This window comes from Actinomadura rugatobispora, assembly GCF_055379765.1.
The window spans coordinates 11,953,176-11,968,694 of record NZ_AP029191.1 but is presented as its reverse complement, the minus strand read 5'-3'; the positions used below and the strand labels follow the sequence as shown (position 1 = coordinate 11,968,694).

13 protein-coding genes and 1 pseudogene are annotated in these 15,519 nt (G+C 69.2%); 1 reads left to right on the top strand and 13 read right to left on the bottom strand.

Going from position 1 to position 15,519, the window contains the following annotated elements; all coding sequences use genetic code 11:
• The first annotated feature begins 137 nt into the window (after positions 1–137).
• Positions 138–1,432, top strand: a pseudogene (locus ACZ466_RS53765) (IS256 family transposase).
• A gap of 73 nt (positions 1,433–1,505) precedes the next feature.
• Here ACZ466_RS53765 and ACZ466_RS53760 read toward each other — a convergent pair.
• The 13 genes from ACZ466_RS53760 to ACZ466_RS53700 form a co-directional block, all read right to left on the bottom strand.
• Entirely contained in the window at positions 1,506–2,390 is an 885-nt protein-coding gene (locus ACZ466_RS53760; protein ID WP_464042419.1) for a hypothetical protein, read from the bottom strand.
• An 11-nt stretch (positions 2,391–2,401) separates the two neighbouring features.
• Positions 2,402–3,703 carry an MCE family protein gene (locus ACZ466_RS53755; RefSeq protein ID WP_464042418.1) on the bottom strand — a complete coding sequence of 434 codons (1,302 nt, stop codon included), beginning with the start codon at positions 3,701–3,703 and terminating at the stop codon, positions 2,402–2,404.
• A 14-nt stretch (positions 3,704–3,717) separates the two neighbouring features.
• Positions 3,718–4,725, bottom strand: a complete 1,008-nt coding sequence (locus ACZ466_RS53750) for an MCE family protein (RefSeq protein WP_464042416.1) — start codon at positions 4,723–4,725, stop codon at positions 3,718–3,720.
• Positions 4,722–5,759: an MCE family protein gene (locus ACZ466_RS53745; RefSeq protein ID WP_464042414.1), complete on the bottom strand. Its 1,038-nt coding sequence runs from the start codon at positions 5,757–5,759 to the stop codon at positions 4,722–4,724. Before ACZ466_RS53745 ends, ACZ466_RS53750 begins: the two co-directional genes overlap by 4 nt.
• Complete coding sequence (locus ACZ466_RS53740) at positions 5,756–6,790, bottom strand: MCE family protein (RefSeq protein WP_464042412.1); 1,035 nt, start codon at positions 6,788–6,790, stop codon at positions 5,756–5,758. The genes ACZ466_RS53745 and ACZ466_RS53740 overlap by 4 nt, the downstream gene beginning before the upstream one ends.
• Positions 6,790–7,839, bottom strand: a complete 1,050-nt coding sequence (locus ACZ466_RS53735; RefSeq protein ID WP_464042411.1) for an MCE family protein — start codon at positions 7,837–7,839, stop codon at positions 6,790–6,792. Before ACZ466_RS53735 ends, ACZ466_RS53740 begins: the two co-directional genes overlap by 1 nt.
• Position 7,840: 1 nt before the next feature.
• Positions 7,841–8,896: an MlaD family protein gene (locus tag ACZ466_RS53730; RefSeq protein WP_378293594.1), complete on the bottom strand. Its 1,056-nt coding sequence runs from the start codon at positions 8,894–8,896 to the stop codon at positions 7,841–7,843.
• Positions 8,893–9,756, bottom strand: coding sequence for an ABC transporter permease (locus tag ACZ466_RS53725; protein ID WP_464042409.1), 864 nt, complete (start codon positions 9,754–9,756; stop codon positions 8,893–8,895). The genes ACZ466_RS53730 and ACZ466_RS53725 overlap by 4 nt, the downstream gene beginning before the upstream one ends.
• Before the next feature lie 13 nt (positions 9,757–9,769).
• Positions 9,770–10,561 carry an MlaE family ABC transporter permease gene (locus ACZ466_RS53720; protein ID WP_464042407.1) on the bottom strand — a complete coding sequence of 264 codons (792 nt, stop codon included), beginning with the start codon at positions 10,559–10,561 and terminating at the stop codon, positions 9,770–9,772.
• A gap of 412 nt (positions 10,562–10,973) precedes the next feature.
• Complete coding sequence (locus ACZ466_RS53715) at positions 10,974–11,447, bottom strand: TetR family transcriptional regulator (protein WP_464044070.1); 474 nt, start codon at positions 11,445–11,447, stop codon at positions 10,974–10,976.
• A 208-nt stretch (positions 11,448–11,655) separates the two neighbouring features.
• The gene (locus ACZ466_RS53710; protein WP_378291395.1) at positions 11,656–12,852 is read right to left on the bottom strand and encodes a cytochrome P450; all 1,197 of its coding nucleotides are present in this window, start codon (positions 12,850–12,852) and stop codon (positions 11,656–11,658) included.
• A 464-nt stretch (positions 12,853–13,316) separates the two neighbouring features.
• Positions 13,317–14,519 carry an amidohydrolase family protein gene (locus ACZ466_RS53705; RefSeq protein ID WP_378291397.1) on the bottom strand — a complete coding sequence of 401 codons (1,203 nt, stop codon included), beginning with the start codon at positions 14,517–14,519 and terminating at the stop codon, positions 13,317–13,319.
• Positions 14,520–14,615: 96 nt separating this feature from the next.
• Positions 14,616–15,458 (bottom strand): SDR family NAD(P)-dependent oxidoreductase, encoded by an 843-nt coding sequence (locus ACZ466_RS53700; protein WP_378291399.1) that lies wholly within the window; start codon positions 15,456–15,458, stop codon positions 14,616–14,618.
• Positions 15,459–15,519 lie beyond the last annotated feature (61 nt).

Genomic DNA, 15,519 nt, shown 5'->3' with positions numbered 1-15,519 from the left:
CGCCTCGCACTCACCGTTCCTCAGCCGTCCGAGGGAACTGGCCGAACTGCTCGTGCACGCGGTGACCACCGTCCCGGTCGGCCCCCTCCTCCGGGACTGTACGGTTTTCGGTGTAACTCCTGATCATGGAGTGACACATGACAACCGGAACGAGCACGGAGGCTGTGGTGGCCGAGTCCGACAAGCCGACCACGGCCGCGGTCGAGCAGGAGCTGGTCGGCCGACTGGTGGCCCAGGCCCGCGAGCAGGGCCTGGAGCTGACCGGTGAGGGGGGGGCTTGCTGGCCGAGTTGACCAAGCGGGTGCTGGAGTCGGCGCTCGAGGGCGAGATCACCGATCACCTGGGCCGGGACCGCCACGAACGGACGGGCGAGGGTGGCGGGAACGTCCGGAACGGTCACCGTTCCAAGATGGTCACCACCGAGGTCGGCCGGGTCGAGATCGAGGTGCCGCGGGACCGGGACGCCACGTTCGAGCCGAAGATCGTCCGCAAGCGGCAGCGGCGGCTGACCGGGGTGGACGAGATGGTGCTGTCGCTGAGCGCGAAGGGCCTCACCCATGGCGAGATCTCGGCGCACCTGGCCGAGGTCTACGGCGCCTCGGTGTCCAAGCAGACGATCTCCACCATCACCGACAAGGTCATCGACGGCATGATCGAGTGGCAGAACCGGCCGCTCGACCCCGTGTATCCGGTGATCTTCCTGGACGCGATCCAGGTCAAGATCCGCGACGGGCAGGTCGCCAACCGCCCGATCTATGTGGCGCTGGCGGTCACCGCCGAGGGCACCCGCGACATCCTGGGGCTGTGGGCCGGGGACGGCGGCGGTGAGGGCGCCAAGTACTGGCTGCAGGTCCTCACCGAGCTGCGCAACCGGGGCGTGGACGACGCCTGCATGGTGGTGTGCGACGGGCTGACCGGGCTGCCCGACGCCGTCGCCCACGTCTGGCCGCAGGCCCTGGTCCAGACGTGCATCGTGCATCTGCTGCGCGGTTCCTTCCGCTATGCCGCCCGGCAGGACTGGGACAAGATCGCCAAGGCGCTCAAGCCGGTCTACACGGCACCGACCGAGTCGGCGGCGATGGAGCGGTGGCTGGAGTTCGCCGAGACCTGGGGCGCCAAGTACCCGGCGATCGTGCGGTTGTGGGAGAACGCCTGGGCCGAGTTCGTGCCGTTTCTGCAGTTCGACCCCGAGATCCGCAAGGTGGTGTGCTCCACCAACGCCATCGAGTCGGTGAACGCCCGGATCCGCCGCGCGGTCAAGGCCCGCGGGCACTTCCCCAACGAGCAGGCCGCCCTCAAGTGCGTCTACCTCGCGGTGATGAGCCTGGACCCCACCGGCACCGGCCGCAAACGCTGGATCGCCCGGTGGAAGGCCGCCCTCAACGCCTTCGACATCGCTTTCGAAGGCCGCCTCACCACCGCCGGCAGCTGACCTCAGCAATATCGAGTCACACCGTTAACTGGACAGACCCCCTCCTCCCGGACTGAGACCCCGCGGGCTCGGGTCAGGGGGTCTTGTCCGGCTGCGGCGCGGGCGCCGCGGGGTCGCCGCCCGTCCCGTTGGGTGTGGTGGGGGTTCCGTCGGGTTTGGTCATGGTCTCGTCGTCGGCTTCGAGTGAGGCGAGGCCGCTGACGCGCCATTGGCCTTTTTCGCGGATGAGTTCGAGGAGGAGTTTGGTGCCCAGGACGCGGCGGGTGCCGGCGGTGGAGCGGACTTCGGAGTCGAGGACGACGAGGGCTTTGGCGCGGTCGCCGTCGATGTGGTTGATGTAGGTGTCGCGGACGGTGGCGGTGGCGGTGGCTTTGTATTTGCCGATGGTGTCGGCGAGTCCGGTGAAGGCGGCTTCGTAGGTTTTGCCGAAGTCGGTGGCGGTGAGTTGTTGGATGCGGGTGCGGGCGCTGTTGAGGTCGGTGTGGTCGTAGGCGAGGAGGGCTCGGCCGAATTGGGCGGCGCGGGTGCGGACTTGCTGCTGGGTGTGGGCTTGCTGGTTGAGGTGGTCGGCTTGGCGCCATTGCAGGACGGCGGTGGTGGTGACGGCGGCCAGGACGATGAGGATGAGGGCGGTGCCGAGCTTGTCGCGTCGCCCGGCGACCAGGCCGCGGCCGCGCGGGGGCGTCCGCCGCCGCGGCCGCTCCTTGGCGGTCTTCGTGTCGTCGTCGCCCTCATCGCCGGCGTCGCCGTCCACGGCCTCGCCCTTGGCCTTGCCATCCGCGTCGGCCTTCTCGGCCTTCTCGGCCGCGGCACTCTTGCCGTCCGCGTTGGCCTTGTCTGTGTCGGCGTTCTCGGTCGCCGCTGCGGTGGCGGTGTCCGGGGTTTCCTCGTCCCGGGTTTCCTCGTCGCCGGTGGCCTTCTTGTCGTCGGTGCCGGTCTTCTTGGTTTTGGTGGTCATACTGCCTCCGGTCAGCTTCGGGGTCGGCGTCGGACGGTGGCGCTCATCCGGTAGGCGGCGTAGGCCAGGACGAGTGCGGCGGCGGCCACGGGCAGCAGCGGCAGCCACCGTGACCACGGGGAGTCGTGTGGGGTGTCGGCGGCCCGTTTGTCAGCGGTGATGAAGGGGCCCTTGGCGATGGTGCCCGCCGTGGATCCGGGCGCCGAGGGAGCAGCCGTGCCCTGCTTGGAACCGCCCTGCTGGCCGGTGTTGGTGCTCTGTGCCTGGCCGGTGCACTCATAAAGCGGCGGAATGACTGGTCCGGGGGTTTCACGCGAGTAGAGCCGGCCATCAGGGGTGGGGACGCCGTTCCCGATGGAGATGAGCGGCCTGAGCCGGACGTAACTCCCCTCGGGTCGTTTCTCGATGAAGGAGTCGGTGGCGATGGGGAGTTGTTTGGCCAGCACGGTCAGAGCGTGGTCGAAATGCCGGGTGTTGGCCGGGGTGAACACCGGCGGCGCGGGTGCGCTCATTGCGTGGAGGATGCAGCGCAGGCCGGGGCGGGCGGCGGTGAGGAGGTTGTTGGTCTGGGTGACCATGGCGGGGCCGCGTTGCAGGATGCTGTCGAGGTCGTGGCGGGATTGTTTGAGGGTGTGGGTGAAGGCGGCCAGGTCGTTGATGCCGGTGCCGAGTTGGGGGGCGGTGGGGGCCAGGGTGGCGGTGAGGGCGGTGAGCTGGACGGCGAGGCTGTCGAGGGTGCCGGCGTTGTCGGCCAGGGTGCCGGCGAGCTGGTGGGTGTCGCCGATCAGGTCGCGCAGGGTGGTGCCGCGTCCTTCCAGTCCGTTGGACAGCTCGCGCAGCAGCGTGTTGGCGTCCTGCGGCCGGGTCGCCCGGAGCAGTTTGCCGGCGTTGTCGAACAGCTGCTTGTACTCCACCGTCACCGACGTGCGGGCGAGGGGGATGTTGTCTCCGGCCCGCATCGGCGCCCCGTCGGGCCCTGAGGGCGGGGACAGTTCGACGTAGGGTTCGCCGACGGCGGATTTGCGGAGGACGGCGGCGCGGGCGCCGGTGGGGATGGTGGTGCCGCGGTCCATCTTGAGCTGGACGGCGACCTTGCCCGGTCGCAGGGCGACGTTGCCGATGCTGCCGACGCGCACGCCCAGGTAGGCGACCTCCAGGTCGGGGCGCAGGCCGGGTGAGGAGGCGAACTCGGCGGTGAGGGTGTAGGGGCGGCGGACGGCGTCGACGCTGATGATGCTGGTCAGCGCCCAGACGATCAGAGCGACGCCGAGGGCGGTGAAGAAGGCCAGGTTGGCCAGGATGCGTGAGGTCACGACCGCTCTCCCTTTTACCTGGGTGCCAGCAGGCGTCGAAGTTCACGGGCCGGATCGCGTACCGGTTTGGGTCCGGTGTCGGGCAGGAACCCCGCGACCCAGGCATGGGCCAGGGCTTGCCCGTCGTAGGTCATGGAGGGGGCGTTGACCAGGCCCTTGTCCAGCAGGTCCACCACCTCTTTGAGTTGTTCCTTGCCGCGGGTCATGGAGGTCATGATCTGGTCGATGCGCAGCAGCAGGGCGCGCAGGCGGGTGGCGTGGCGCTGCTGGAAGGTGGTGTTGAAGGAGTTGCCCAGCCGCACCAGTTCCTGCACCGACCCCTTCAACTCCGCCCGGTCCTTGCGCACCCGCTCGGTCGCCAGCGACACCATGCCGGGCAGGCGGTCCAGGTCCCGCGACCCCTTCTCCAGGGAGGAGGACAACCGGCCGAGCCCGTCGATCACCTTGCCCAGGTCGGTGGCGGCGGCGGCGTAGCTGTCGGACAGTTCGGTGGAGCGTTTGATGATGCGGTTGAGCTGGGGGCCTTTGTTGGTGGTGGCGCTGGCCAGGGTGGTGACGATGGCGTCGATGTCCTGGCCGCCGACCGCGGCCAGGATCGGGCCGACCCGCTGGGTGACCGATTCCAGGTCGGGGGCCAGGGTGGTCTGGGTGATGGTGGCGCGCTGGGCCAGGAACGGGCCGGTGCTCATCGCCGCGCCCTTGGGCGGGGTGAGGCGGACGAAGTTCTCGCCCAGCAGGGAGGTCTTGGCGATGGCGGCGGTGGTCCCGGCGGGGACGCGGCGGCCGTTGGTGATCGACATCCTCACCCGGACCTTGTAGCCCTGCAGCTGGACGGTCATCACCGTCCCGATCCGCACATCGGCCAGTTGCACGCTGTGCCCGGTCACCAGGTTCTGCACATCACCGAACACCGCGTACAGGGTGAAGTCGCCCTTGGGCGCCCCCAGCGTCTGCACCGAACATGCGGTGCAGGTACCGGCGGCCAGCACGGCCGCGACCACTGTCCTCCTGCCACCGGTCATGATCGTCCCTTCCGCTGCACGGTGGACCGGCACCCGTTCCGCCCGTCCAGGCAGGGCACCTTGCCCCAGCCCATCGCGGTGAAGATCGGCTGCAGCCAGATCCGCAGCGTGGCGTTGATCTGCGCCCGCACCGTGATCGTCCCGGTCTTGCGGTCCCAGGCCTTGATGACCGCGTCGGTGACCCCGGCCAGCGAGGTGATGGCCTGGGAGATCGAGGCGCTGTTGGCCTTGAGCGTCATCACCATCTCCGACGCCTCGGTCAAAACGGCGGGGAGCTTCTCCTGGTAGGCGGTCACCACCGCCCCGCCCTGCCGGATCAGCGCCTCCAAACCCGCCAGGAAGGTCCGCAGCCGCGCCCGCTCATCGGCCAGCGCGCGGCTGGCGGCGGAGAAGTCGCCGATGAAGGCGGTGAGCTTCTCATCGCGGCGGTTGAGGGAGGTGGCCAGCTGGTTCAGATCGCGGGCGATCCCGGCGAGCTTGCGGTCCTGGGCGGCCAGATTCCCCGCCAGCGTCCCGGTCGACTGCAACGCCCGGTTGACATCATCACCACGCCCATCGACCGCCCGCGCACCCCCCTCGAACACCTCACCCAACGCCCCCGGATCAATCGACTGAGTGAGAGCGGTGAAAGCGGTGAGGGCCTCATCGATCTCCACCGGCAGGTCGGTCCGCTCCTGCGGGATCACCGACCCCGCAGGCGCCCGCGGAGTCCCCGGACGCCAGGCCGGATGCAGGACCACGCTGCGTTCGCCGATGGTGCTGGCCGCCACGATCGTCGCGCGCACATCACGCGGGACGGGGACGTCCTCGCGGATCCGCAGATCGACGCGGACCTGGCGGTTGTGGACACCGATGGCGGTGATGCTGCCGACATCGGCGCCCATCACCTTCACCCGCGACTTCTCATACAACGACGGAGTCTTCGCGAAGTACACGCTCATCCGATAGGTGCCGTTCCCGCCGGGGACCACGGCGCAGCCGCCGATCGACAACACCATCACCGCGGCGGCAAGGACAGGGATCAAACGTCTCATCGGGCGGTCCGTCCACTCTGCAGCATCTGGGTCAGGCCCTGCAGATCACTGGCCGCCAGCGGACCGAGCTGGGAGAACACCGCGTTGAACCACGGCCCGTTCACCCCGGTGCTGACAAACCCCGCCATCGTCGGCCCCGACCACGCCAGCGTCTGATTGAGATCGTCCATCTGCGGCTCGAGCGTCTTCATCGTCGTCCCCAGCTCATCCACGATCTCGACCAGCTCCGCCTGCTTGGTGCTGATCAACCGCGACAGGCTCTGCACGGTGCGGTCGCCGCTGCCCAGCAGCACACTCAACTCGGCCTGCCGGTCACGCAGCTGCCCCAGCAGCACACTGGCGTTGCGGGCCAGCTGCGACAACTGCCGATCCTTGGAATTGACCAGCCCGATCAACCGGTCCCCATCGGCCAGCAACCGCGCAATCTGCGGATCGCTCTCATTGACCGCCTCCGCCAACGCCGTCAGATTCTGCAACGCCCCGCCCAGGCGGCCGCGGCCCTGGCGGGACACGTCCCGCAACTGGTCCAGGACCGAGGAGACGGCTTTGGCGTCGAGTTTGGCCAGGGTGCCGGTGCCCTCGTTCAGCAGATCGTTGAAGGTGATCGGGGTCGCGGTCCGCTCCAGCGGGATCCGCCGCCGGCCCTCGGACACATCGGCCATGTAGGGTTCCCCGACCGGGCCGCTGAGGCGCAGGTACCGGCCGCCCAGGATGTTGGACATCCGGATTTCAGCGCGGGTGCGCGGGCCGAGTTCGACCTTGCTGTCGACCTTCCACGTCACCATCACGCGGCCGTTGCGGAAATCGGGTTTGACCTCGGTGACCTCACCGACCGCGACCCCGGCGACCTCGACCTCGTGGCCCGAGCGCAGGCCGCCGGTGTCGGCGAACACCCCGGTCATGGTGTACCGCTCCTTGAGCAGGCCCAGGGTGCCGGTGAGGAAGGAGATCGTGACGCCCAGCGACAGCACCGTCAATCCGGCGATGCCGACGATGAGGGGGTTGCGGTCACGGAAGGACGTGCGCGCCATCAGTTCCCCTCTCCGACCACCAGGCCCCGCAGCACATCCTCCGAAGAACCGCGCTCGGGGTACTTCTTCAACTCGGCCTTGTAGGGGCAGGGGCCGGGAGCCAGGGTCAGGCAGGGGGTGGTGCCGACGAACAGCTCGCCCTCGTTGATCAGGTCGAACAGCCGCGACATCTTGGGGCCCGCCGACTTCAGGATCGGGGTCAAACGGTCCAGATTGCGGTTGGTGCCGCCCATCACCACCGCCATCCGGCCCACCACCTCCTCCAGCTCGCGCGCGTTGCCGGCCGTGAGCTTGTCGGAGGTCCGCACCATCGCCGCCAGCTGCGTGATCGCCTGATCCACCAGCCTGCGGTTGTCCACGAACGCACCCGACAGCGTCACCAGGTTGTCGGTCATCGTCGCGATCTGCTTGTCACGGCGGGACAGGACCTGGGTGACGGCGGCGAAGTCGTCCAGGGTGCGCTGCAGGCTCTGGCGGCGCGCGGCGATGGTGGAGGAGAGCTGATCGATGTTGCCGATCAGCTGGTGGATGTTGGCCTCGTTGCCCTCCAGCGCCTGGTGCAGCGAGGTCATCAGCTGGTTGATCTGCTGGGGGTCCAGCGTCCGCGTCAGCGGCGCGATCTGGTTGATCAGCTCACCCAGATCCACCACCGACCGGGTCCGGGTGATCTTGTCGCCGTCCTTGAGCCTCGCGCCCGCCGTGCCCGGGATCAGATACACCACCCGCTGCCCGATCGGATCCCGCCACCGCACGGCGGCCTCGCTGTCGGAGGGGAGGCGGTGCCGCTCACGGACCGACAGGGTGACCTCGGCGCGGCCCTTGCGGACGTGAATCTGGTCGACCTGCCCGACCGGGGCCCCGGCGATCTTGACCCGGTCACCCTCACGCAGCCCCCCGACATCGTCGAAGGTCGCGGTGACCCGGTAGGAATCGGAGAAGTCCAGCCGCGCGATCTGCATCGCGATGAACCCGGTCAACGTCACCGTCACGGCCAGGAACAACAACAACCGCGCCAGCGAGGAGAACGCCTTCTCAGGACGCGCCGCCATGTCACCGCCCTCCTAGGGAAGGGAGCGGCGTGGACGGAGTGCCGGAGCCGCAGATGCCCAGAATGAGCTCGCAGGGATCGGTGGGAAGCATGATCTTGGCTGCGAGCATGTGCTTGCCTTGCGGAGCGGCCGGCCACGACACCGCCCGGTAGATCGGCAACTGATCGATGATGGCGTTCACGGAGGGACTGACGATGCCGCCCCCGACCCCTAGTTGGGCGTAGATGAACGCGGTGGCACGTTCCGCCGAGCGGCCTGCTTGGCCGAGTTGGCCGCCGTGCCGGTTCAGGCCACCGGCCAGCGTGCCCGACAGGCGGGCGGTCTCCCCGGTCAAACGCCGCAACCGGTCCTGACCCGAAGCGGCCGTGCCCACGATCGCATTGGTGTCACCCGCCAAACCGGCCACGCTGTCACCGATCCCGCGCACCTGCGCCAACCGCGCCAGATCAGCGGTAAACCGCACCGCCCGCTGCCGCTGCTTATGACCGATCGCCACGATCGTGTCGGCATCATCCAGCAACTCACGCACCTGAGTGGCCTGCCCCCCCAAGCCCTGGGCGAGGGTGCCCACGATGATCGACACATCCCGCGCATCGATCGCCGTCAGCATCCGATCGGCGCTGGACACGAGATCGTCCAGGTCCTCCGACCCGGCCGTCGCGGCAATATGAGCGTGATTGGCCAAGTAAGGCCCCGCCGTCTCGCCGGCGCCGGGAACGAGGTTGATGAACTTCGGCCCGAACACCGACTCCGGCTCCAAGGAGGCCCGGGCCGTCCGAGGGACCTGGACGCCCTCGTTGATCCGAAGAATGAGGCGGGCGCGGCCGTTGGGCAGCAGGTCGATCGACTCGACCTGGCCCACCTGCACCCCGCGGACCTTGATCGGCGACGACGTCGTCAACCCCTGGCTCGCCTTGTCGAAATCGGCCGTCAGGCGCGTGCCCTCGGCCTCCCATGGCTTGGTGATCAGCGCATACAGCGCGCCGGCCACCAGCACCAGCGTCAGCAGCGAGACGGCCAGGCGCCTCGAGAGGGAGTCGTCCTGGGAAGCGCTCATCCGGCCAGCCTCACTGTTCCGCCCTGCCCCCAGAACACATACGACAGCAGCAGGTTGAGCGTGACGATGACGATGATCGACAGGCGGATCGCGCGGCCGGCGGCCTGCCCGACGCCGACGGGGCCGCCGGTGGCGTAGTAGCCGTAGTAGCAGTGGATCGAGATCACCGCGAACGCGAACACCGCCACCTTGATCGCGCTATAGATCAAATCGATCAACGGCAGATACAGATGGAAGTAGTAGTCGTAAACCCCGGGCGCCAGATCGAAGAACTCGGTACTGATGAACCGGGTCGCGAAGAAACTCGCGAACAAGGCGATCAGATACAACGGCACCAGCGCGATCAGCGCCGCCACCACCCGCGTGCAGATCAGATACACGAACGAGTGAATGCCCATGACCTCCAGGGCATCGATCTCCTCCGAGATCCGCATCGCCCCCAGCTCCGCCGTGAACGACGACCCGCACTGCGCCGCCAACGCGATCGCCGCGATCACCGGAGTCGTCTCACGGACATTGATGAACGCCCCCACCAGGCCCATGAACGACTCGGCGCCGATCACCTCCAGACCCGTGTACACCTGCATACCGATCTCGGTGCCCAAGAACAGCGACATCGTGAAGATCACAAAGATCATCCCGCCGCCGACCACCGTCGCGCCCACACCCACGACGATGTCGCTGACCTGCAACGCCACCGTCTTGGCGTACTTGAACCGGAACACGATGTCACGCAGCGAATACAGCAGCACCGCACCGATGAAACGCGGCCACGCCGACAACGCCGCCACCCGCTCGGCACCCGCCACCGCCACCCGCGTCGTCCCCAACGCCGCCTTACGCGGAGCATTGACCAACATCAGCCGCCCCCACTCACAACTTCGGCGGGAACGCGACGAAATACACCGTCGTGATCACGTAATTGAAAACGAACACCAGCATGAACGCCACCACCGTCGCCCGGTTCACCGCCCGGCCAACCCCGGCAGGGCTCCGCTCACAATTCATCCCCATATAGCAGGCCACCAGCGCAGCGATCAGACCGAACAACCACGCCTTGCCCAGTGTCACGAACAGGTCCGACACCCGCAGCAGACCCAGCGCCCCATCGAAATAGGCGCCCGGCGTCACACCCTGCAGCAACACGTTGAACACAAAACCGCCCACCGCACCCGACAGGATCACCAGGGAGGCGAGCATGCACGAGATCATGCTGGCCGCCCACATCCGCGGCGTCACCAGCCGATGCACCGGATTGACGGCCATGACCTCCATCGCCGACAACTCATCCCGGATATTGCGCGCGCCCATGTCCGAGGTCATCGCCGAACCACCCGCACCCGCGATGATCAACGCCGACGCGATCGGCGCGACCTGCCGCACCAACCCCACCACCACCGCACCACCGGTCGCCGACTGAGCACCCAACTGCCCCGCCAGATCACCCACCTGCAACGCCACCGTCGCCCCCAACGGCAACGCCACCAGCAACGACGGCAACATCGTCACCCGCGCCAAAAACCAGGACTGCTCCACGAACTCCCAGAACCAATCCCGCACATCCCACGTCCGCCGCAACGCCTCCAACCCGATCGCGAACAACGAACCCATCGCGACCAGAGCACCCACGCCCCACCCCGCCAAGCGGTTCGGCACGGCGCTCACGGACACCGCCTGGGGACGTGGGACGCGGTGGTGGTGCTCACTGAGGCCTCCGATGGGGTGGGCGGAACCGGGAGGTTCCGGAAGGGGGACCGGGCGGGCACGCGGCGGGGCCGTCGGGACGGGTCACCCGCCGCCGGGGGGACGACGGCTCGGGCGGATGGGGCATGTGATCAGAAGAGCGTCATGACCAACATGTGTGAAGGAAGTTCTCTCATGATGCTCTCTTTCTTCTCCCTTATCCGCTCCTTCGCCGAAGACGCAAGGGGCAGGAGATAAGTGAGTGTGCACTCGTAACGTAGGGGGTCCGTGGGACTGGCGCAATCAACATCACATATATGGCATAAAATGTACATCCCCTCCATGGTGCGCGTGGGGCGAAACGCCCGAGGGAGCGGCGGCTCGCCGCGCGGCCTCAGGGCGACGGGCGGCGGCCCTCGCGGATCGCGTCCTCGACCAGCCCGATGACCCAGGTGATGGCCGTGATGGCCTCCTTGGGCTCGAGCTCCCAGTCGGTGACCAGCCGCTCGTAGGAGACCACGCTCCAGAGCACGTCGAGGACGGAGGCCGCGACCACGCGGTCGGCGGCGGGCCATGACTCCGCCGGGCCCGCCACCGCGCGGCGCAGCGCCTCCCGCTGGACCCGGTTGGCCGCGGCCACGTTGGGATCGCGTGGTGTGCGCGGCGCGATGGGGAAGGTGGACACGTATCCCAGGAGCCGGGCGGTGATGCCCGCGACGTCTTCGAGCCGCAGGTCCGAGAGGTCGATCCCGACCTCCTTCCTCAGCCGGTGCAGCACGGCGGCGCGCAGGTCGCGCTCGGTCGCGAAGTGGCGGTACACCGTCCGCACGTTGACCCCGGCCCGCTCGGCCACGGCCCGCACGGTCAGCGCGTCCCAGTTCCAGATGGGGAGGCCGTGGATGATCTCGGCTCCGGCGTCGACGATGCGTTCGCGCGTCTCGGCGGCACGCTGCCGGCGCAGCGGGCTGTCGTACGCTCTGCGCTCGCCCGGTTGATCGCTCAGGTCCCCTCCACTTCGCCATGGGCCTCGCCGGCCCTGCCATCCCGTCGCGCCGCCCGGCCCGACCGGGGAACGGTCATCCGACGCGCACCGGTAGCGACTCCCAGCCGCGAACCGTCGAGGTGGTCGCGAGCGTGGCCCCGTCCAGGTCGACCTCCCACTCGGGGAAGCGCTTGAGGACCTCTTCCAGGGCGATGCGCCCTTCGAGCCGCGCCAGTGCCGCGCCCAGGCAGAAATGGATGCCGCGGCCGAAGGTGAGGAGCGAGCCGACCTTCCGGTGGACGTCGAAGCGGTCGCCGTCGTCGTAGCGCCGGTCGTCGCGGTTGGCCGAGCCCAGGAGGAACATCATGACGCTGCCCGCGGGCACGACCCGGCCGTGCACCTCCACGTCCCGCGCCACGTACCGGGCCACGTGGGGCGCGGGCGCCTCGTAGCGGAGGAGTTCCTCGATGGCGTTGGGGATCAGGGTGTGGTCCTCGGCCAGCTGCCGCCGCTGGCCGGGATGGTCGGCCAGGACCTTGCCCGCCCAGCCGATCAGCCGGGTGGTGGTCTCGTTCCCCGCTCCGGCGATCACGGTGACGTAGGTCAGGATCTCCTCGCGGGTCAGCCGCCTGCGCGTCCCGGTCTCGTCCTCGAACTCGGCCTGCAGGAGGTGGGTCATGATGTCGTCGGAGGGGTGCTCGGCGCGCCAGTCGATGTAGTCGGCGAACGCCTCGCCGTCCAGGAAGTCGTCGGAGTACTCCATGGGCCGCCCGGCCTCGGTGCGCAGGCGCGCGTCGCCCTGGTCGCGGATCGCCTCCTGGTCCTGCTCCGGGATGCCCAGCAGCATGCCGATCACCCGCATCGGCATCTGCGCGCCGAGGTCGGCGACGAAGTCGAACCGCCCGGCGCCGGCCAGCGGGTCCAGGCTGCGGGCGCAGAACCGGCGGATCCCGGGCTCCAGCTCCGCCACCCGGCGCGGGGTGAAGACCCGCTTCATCAGGCCGCGGTGGACGGTGTGGACGGGCGGGTCCTCGAAGAGGAGCACGCCCGGCGGGATCTCGATGCCCGCCCTGATCAGCTCGAGGATCGCGCCCCGGCCGGAGATGCAGGTCTCGTGGTCGGTCACCCCGCGCTCGACGTCCTCGTACCGGGCGACGGCGTAGAAGTCGTGCGGCTCGTTGTAGTAGAGCGGCGACTCATCGCGCAGTCTGCGGAACACCGGGTACGGATCGGCGTTGATGCCGGGGTCGTAGGGGTCGTAGTAGACCCCGGTGGCTTCGGGCGCGGTCATCACTGCCCCTCTCCCGCGGCGGTCGGCGTTCCGGACGCTTTCCGAATTGACGCCATACCTGTGGCGCGAATACTAACGCCACGGGGCCGCCGGACAAAGGGTGTTCTCCCGCCCGGTTTTCCGTCGCTCGGGGCTGCAGCTCAGAGGCACCGCCCGGAGCGCGGCTCTGGGGCGGGAGCGCGGAGGCGCGGTGCGGCACGCGCGGCTCAAGGGGTGCGGAGCGGAGAGGCGCGGAGCGAAAAGGCGCGGCTCAAGGGCGCGGTGCGGCGAGGCGGAGGCGCGGTGCCGGGGGGCGCGGCCTCAAGGGGCGCGGAGCGAAGAGGCACGGCTCAAGGGGTGTGGAGCGGGGGGCGCGGTGCCGGGGCGTGGGGCGGAGAGGCGCGGGGCGGGGAGGGGTGTGCGTGGGGGAGACCGGGGACGCCGACGCCCCGCAGGCGCAGAGGGGGCGTCGGCGTCGCCGGGGATCAGTCGCGGGCCGGAGGGTCCAGGTTGTAGAGCTTCGTCGCGGTGTGCTGGAGCACCTTGCCGACGGTCTCCTCGGGCAGCCCGCCCAGCGCCTGCTCCATGACGTCGCGTGGGCTCGGCGACTCCGACGCCGGGCCGGGGGAGAGGCTGGTGGCGTGCGGGAAGTCGGTCTCGAACATGAGGTTGTCGGCGAGCTGGTCGATCACCGACCGCACCGACTGCCGCTCGAACCAGAACATGCCGTAGATCTGCCGGCGCATGTACTCGCTCGGGAGCATCCGGTCGGGGTACTCCTTGTGGGCGCCGACGTTCAGCCACTGCCAGTCCATGCTCTCGCCCAGGAACGGCAGCCAGCCCGCGCCGTTCTCGACCGAGACGAACTTCAGGTCCGGGTAGCGGTGGCAGACGCCGCTGAGCACCACCTCGGCGATGTTCTGGGCGTTGCCCAGGAGGACCAGCGCGCTCTCCTTGGTGAAGTCGAGCTTCTTGGACTGGTCGACGGCGCCCTTGAGCTCGTCGTCGGTCGCGAGGAAGCCGACGTGGAAGTTCATGCTGAGGCCCATCTCCTGGGCCTGGCCCAGCAGCGGCTCCCAGTAGTCGTCGATCAGGCGGGGGAAGCCGGCCTTGTCGTAGCGGGCGGCGAACAGGACGCCCTTGTGCCCCATCTCGTGGGCCCGCTTCATCTCGGCGACCGACTCGTCGATGTCCCAGAACGGGAGCATCGTCATCGGGATGAGCCGGCGGGCGTCGGCCGAGCAGAACTCGGTGATCCAGTCGTTGTAGGCGCGGACGCACTCGGTGGCCAGCTCGCGCGGCATCTGGTTGAGGAAACGGTGGCTGTGGAACCCGAGGATGTTCGGGTACATCACCTGGTAGTAAACGCCCACCTTGTCCATGTAGGCGAGGCGTTCCTTGGGGTCGATGGCGGCCGGGAGCGCCTCGGAGAGCTTCTTGGGGTGGGAGGGCGGCCACTCGGGCCATCCGGCCTGGGCGAACGCGCCCACGCCGTACAGCTTCTTGTCGCCGATGTACCAGTAGTCCTCCTGCCGCCGCTCGTGGAACCGCACGTGGGGCACGAGGTCGTCCCACTTCGACGAGACGCGCGACGTCCAGAGGTCGGCCGGCTCGATGATGTGGGAGTCGACGTCGGCGACCGCGTACCGCTCGCACAGGGCGGCACCGGCCGCGTCTTGGTCAGCCATCCGCGTGAGCTCCTTTGGCGTCATTAGAGAGTGTTCGCTCACTTACTTTAGGCGCGGCGCGGCCGATGCGCAACGGCCGCGGGGCCCGGCGGCCGCTCACTCCCCGGGCTCGGGGACGCCGCGCAGCCGCGGCGCCATCATCAGCGGGGTCACGCTGAGCACGCCCGACTCGACGGGAAGGGTCGCGCCCGTGACCCACCGCGCCTCGTCGCTCGCCAGGTAGACGGCCGCCCAGGCGACGTCCCAGCCGGTGCCGGGCGTCCCGAGGAGGCCCGCCTCGGACCGCATCGTGTTCATGAAGTCGGCGCGGGGGCCGGGCGCGGAGACCGACATCACCATCGGCGTGGTGATGTGGCCGGGCGCGATCGCGTTGACCCGGATCCCCTCGCGGCCGTGCGAGTACGCCATGTCGACCGTCATCGCGATCAGGCCGCCCTTGGCCGCCGAGTACGCGAGGGTGCCGTCCCCCCGGAGCGCCGAGATGGACGCGATGTTGACGATCGACCCGGCGCCCTTGGCGGCCATCACGGGCACCGCGTACTTGGAGGCGAGGAAGGCGGTCCGCAGGTTGATGTCCAGGGCCCGGTCCCAGGCCTCCTCGGTCGTGTCGACGACCGTCCCGAGCGAGGCCAGGCCGATGTTGTTCACCAGGACGTCGACGGTCCCGAACGCCTCGACGGCCGTGCGGACCATCGCCTCGCACGCCTCCGCCCGGGTGGCGTCGCCGGCGAACACCTCGGCCTTGCCGCCCTCCTCCGCGATCATCGCCCGCGTCTCCTCGGCGCGCTCGGGGTGCAGGTCGACGAGCAGCACGCTCGCCCCCTCCCGGGCGAGCGCCACCGCGGTCGCCTTCCCCGTGCCGACCCCCGGTCCCGGCGTCGACCCGGCCCCCGTCACGATCGCGACCTTGCCCTCGACCCGCCCGGCCCGCTCCACCATCTGGCGCTTCCTCTCCTCGTACGAACCCGAACCGTTCGCCGCCGGCGCTTCCCGGCGCCGT

What these genes read in the sequence shown, in the direction of transcription:
- ACZ466_RS53760 (WP_464042419.1), bottom strand. Translation starts at nt 2,390, where the DNA reads ATGACCACCAAAACCAAGAAGACCGGCACCGACGACAAGAAGGCCACC.
- ACZ466_RS53750 (WP_464042416.1), bottom strand. Translation starts at nt 4,725, where the DNA reads ATGACCGGTGGCAGGAGGACAGTGGTCGCGGCCGTGCTGGCCGCCGGT.
- ACZ466_RS53745 (WP_464042414.1), bottom strand. Translation starts at nt 5,759, where the DNA reads ATGAGACGTTTGATCCCTGTCCTTGCCGCCGCGGTGATGGTGTTGTCG.
- ACZ466_RS53740 (WP_464042412.1), bottom strand. Translation starts at nt 6,790, where the DNA reads ATGGCGCGCACGTCCTTCCGTGACCGCAACCCCCTCATCGTCGGCATC.
- ACZ466_RS53735 (WP_464042411.1), bottom strand. Translation starts at nt 7,839, where the DNA reads ATGGCGGCGCGTCCTGAGAAGGCGTTCTCCTCGCTGGCGCGGTTGTTG.
- ACZ466_RS53730 (WP_378293594.1), bottom strand. Translation starts at nt 8,896, where the DNA reads ATGAGCGCTTCCCAGGACGACTCCCTCTCGAGGCGCCTGGCCGTCTCG.
- ACZ466_RS53725 (WP_464042409.1), bottom strand. Translation starts at nt 9,756, where the DNA reads ATGTTGGTCAATGCTCCGCGTAAGGCGGCGTTGGGGACGACGCGGGTG.
- ACZ466_RS53710 (WP_378291395.1), bottom strand. Translation starts at nt 12,852, where the DNA reads ATGACCGCGCCCGAAGCCACCGGGGTCTACTACGACCCCTACGACCCC.
- ACZ466_RS53705 (WP_378291397.1), bottom strand. Translation starts at nt 14,519, where the DNA reads ATGGCTGACCAAGACGCGGCCGGTGCCGCCCTGTGCGAGCGGTACGCG.
- ACZ466_RS53700 (WP_378291399.1), bottom strand. Translation starts at nt 15,458, where the DNA reads ATGGTGGAGCGGGCCGGGCGGGTCGAGGGCAAGGTCGCGATCGTGACG.